The sequence below is a fragment of the Thioalkalivibrio sp. ALE23 genome (assembly GCF_000378545.1).
Classification (GTDB): domain Bacteria; phylum Pseudomonadota; class Gammaproteobacteria; order Ectothiorhodospirales; family Ectothiorhodospiraceae; genus Thioalkalivibrio.
This window is the reverse complement of sequence record NZ_KB900068.1, coordinates 1-2,341: the sequence shown is the minus strand read 5'-3', so window position 1 is coordinate 2,341 and position 2,341 is coordinate 1. Positions and strand designations below refer to the sequence as shown.

Annotated in this window: 5 protein-coding genes; all 5 read left to right on the top strand. The window is 63.3% G+C overall.

Translation table 11 applies throughout. The annotated features are described in order from the left end of the window. Positions 1-131 precede the first annotated feature (131 nt). Entirely contained in the window at positions 132-491 is a 360-nt protein-coding gene (locus F573_RS0113800) for a hypothetical protein (RefSeq protein WP_019023080.1), read from the top strand. A 125-nt stretch (positions 492-616) separates the two neighbouring features. Then, entirely contained in the window at positions 617-985 is a 369-nt protein-coding gene (locus tag F573_RS0113795; RefSeq protein WP_019023079.1) for a hypothetical protein, read from the top strand. Positions 986-988: 3 nt separating this feature from the next. Next, positions 989-1,201, top strand: coding sequence for a hypothetical protein (locus tag F573_RS0113790; RefSeq protein ID WP_019023078.1), 213 nt, complete (start codon positions 989-991; stop codon positions 1,199-1,201). Between the two features lie 356 nt (positions 1,202-1,557). Beyond that, positions 1,558-1,959 (top strand): hypothetical protein, encoded by a 402-nt coding sequence (locus tag F573_RS0113780; protein ID WP_155986693.1) that lies wholly within the window; start codon positions 1,558-1,560, stop codon positions 1,957-1,959. Between the two features lie 3 nt (positions 1,960-1,962). Continuing rightward, positions 1,963-2,238: a hypothetical protein gene (locus F573_RS15150; protein WP_155986692.1), complete on the top strand. Its 276-nt coding sequence runs from the start codon at positions 1,963-1,965 to the stop codon at positions 2,236-2,238. The last annotated feature ends 103 nt before the right edge of the window (positions 2,239-2,341 follow it).

Below are 2,341 nucleotides of genomic sequence, written 5' to 3'. Positions count from 1 at the left end.
GGCATTCGTGGATGCGGTCGTCGGTGGCTGGGAAAACGCGCCTGACGCGCAAAAGGACATGGTGAGGCAGAAACTGCGCGAGGCTTACCAGGGTATGCGTAACGCGGCGCCACGGCCACAGGTGAGCGGCGATGAGTGAGATCAAGATGGGCGTCCTGAGAATGCCCGACGAGCTTTTCTGGTCGGACGAGCCCATGATCCGCCAGCAGCACAACCAGGTCCGGTACGAGGCCGCTGACGAGATCGAGCGGCTGCGCGCGGAGAACGAACGGCTGCGGCAATCCCATCCGGTGCCGGAGTGGCAGCCGATTGACACGGCTCCGAAGGACGGGACCCAGATTCTGGGGGCGTGGATCCTCCCGTACAGCGGGCAATGGATCAAGCAGCCAATCACGTACACAAGCACGTGGGTTACTACGTGGGACCATGCAGACGTGGCCCCGTCCCAATGGATGCCGTTGCCAGACGACCCACAAGATGCCGGCGTTTGAGCGGATGCCCTGCGGGGCAATGGCGCCCGTGGACGATACGGGGAGTTTTCCCGCCTATCGCTGCCAGAACTGCGGGGCGCCAAAGGGGAGCATGGGCGTTCCCGATCGCTGCCAGGAGAGCGGCAATGGAGCGTGAGTGGCTGTACCAGAAGAACGGCAAGCCGCCTCCCCTCGCCCCGGCCGCGTTGGTGAAAGCGGAGTGGCGGGACATCCAGGGCGGGCCATCGGCCGTGGCCGATGCCATCCGCGTCGATGAAGTGCCGTGGTCGCAGTGCGTTTGGTACCAGGTGCTCACCGACCGGGATGGTGCTCCGTACTGCAGTGCCGAAGGCCTGGGGTCGGAAACGGAGACGGTCGCAACGCACCCGGACGGTACCGTGGTTCAGATTCAGTCCGCCGAAGCGGTGCTGGGGACGATCACGGAGGCCCCGGAAACCCATCGGCATCCCGCGTCGCCGGACGATTCGGTTCGGGTGTACCGGGTCTGGAGGTAATCGGTGGCCGAATGGATCGAAATCCTGGCGTTGGGGGTCGGTTATGCCGTGATCGTCGCGGGCGCCCTCGCCCTGGCCGCGTTCGTGGTGTTCGGCTGCATCAGCTATTTCTGGCGCCGATACGGGGACGTGCATGCCCTCGTGAACGTGGTACGGGAAGCGAGGCGTCAGGGGCGAACAATCTATCGAGAGGACAAGCGAGATGTCGATGATTAAGCATGACAGCCACAATCCGCCCGCACTGGCCCCGGCCGCCTGGGTCGAATGCATCGACGGTCCGAATGGGTGGGTGGATACCGTAGCGCGGGTGGACTGGTGCCCGGGGATCGAGTATCAGCCGCTCACGGCTGCGGATGGGGTGCCTCTCTGCAGCCCGAAGGGGTTGGACGCTTTCGCGAGATACGTGGTCACCACCGGGTATGGCACCGTCGCACAGACCGACTTGATGCCAGAGCGGGTGGAGGGAACCTGGATGCCTACGGGGAGCTGGTGCGAAGCACCGGAAACCCACCGCCACCCGGGTAGCTGGCAGGAGTCTCTGTACCGCGTCTGGGAAAGACAGGGGATTGAGCATGTCCTGCGGGCGTAACACGGAAGTCCCGGATCTGTGCCAGCAAGATTGGCGCATGGCGCACAAAGCGCACCGATGCGCCGACTGCCATCGAGCGATCCGGGCGGGTGAGCGGTATCTGGAATACCGAACCCTGCTCGACGGGAGCTGGCGGATCGACCGGGTGTGCCCGCACTGCGATGCGGTACGGGCGGCCCTCGCAAGTCGCCTCCCCTGCTATTGTTATCTGATCGGCGGGCTCTACGCGGACGAAGGGCTTCCCGAATACATCGCCGACCTGCGTTCGGCCGAAACAGGCGATGCCTTCGCCGTGCTGCGGTTGATCGTAACCGGCCGCCGCGCGAAGCAAAACAGCCCCTGGACCGAACATCATCGCTGGCGGCGCAAGCAACCATCGAGGTAAAGAATGGACGCGAACTGGAACAACCGACACGAGCGGGCGCGTGCCCTCCTCCAGTATGTAGCCGAGGCCGGCGCATCCGAAAAAGGCGATCACGCCCTGCGGGAACTACGCCGGTACATCGACTCGATGGAGGCTGCTGAACAAGAACGAGCTTCTGCGCATCGAGTGGATCCCGACCGGGGAACTTCCTCATCTTTAATTTCGCGCGGAGACCTCGGCGTTCAGGCCGAGGAGGAAGCGCATTTCTCGCTGGTTAATGACCATGAATATCGATCTTAAATCCAATCCTCCTAGCTGGGAGCAGATCGAGGCGCAGCAAGCTGATGCCTCGTCGAAAATTCAGCGCATCGTTACCATCCACTTCTCGATTCTGATCATCGCG

What these genes read in the sequence shown, in the direction of transcription:
- F573_RS0113800 (WP_019023080.1), top strand. Translation starts at nt 132, where the DNA reads ATGAGTGAGATCAAGATGGGCGTCCTGAGAATGCCCGACGAGCTTTTC.
- F573_RS0113795 (WP_019023079.1), top strand. Translation starts at nt 617, where the DNA reads ATGGAGCGTGAGTGGCTGTACCAGAAGAACGGCAAGCCGCCTCCCCTC.
- F573_RS0113780 (WP_155986693.1), top strand. Translation starts at nt 1,558, where the DNA reads ATGTCCTGCGGGCGTAACACGGAAGTCCCGGATCTGTGCCAGCAAGAT.
- F573_RS15150 (WP_155986692.1), top strand. Translation starts at nt 1,963, where the DNA reads ATGGACGCGAACTGGAACAACCGACACGAGCGGGCGCGTGCCCTCCTC.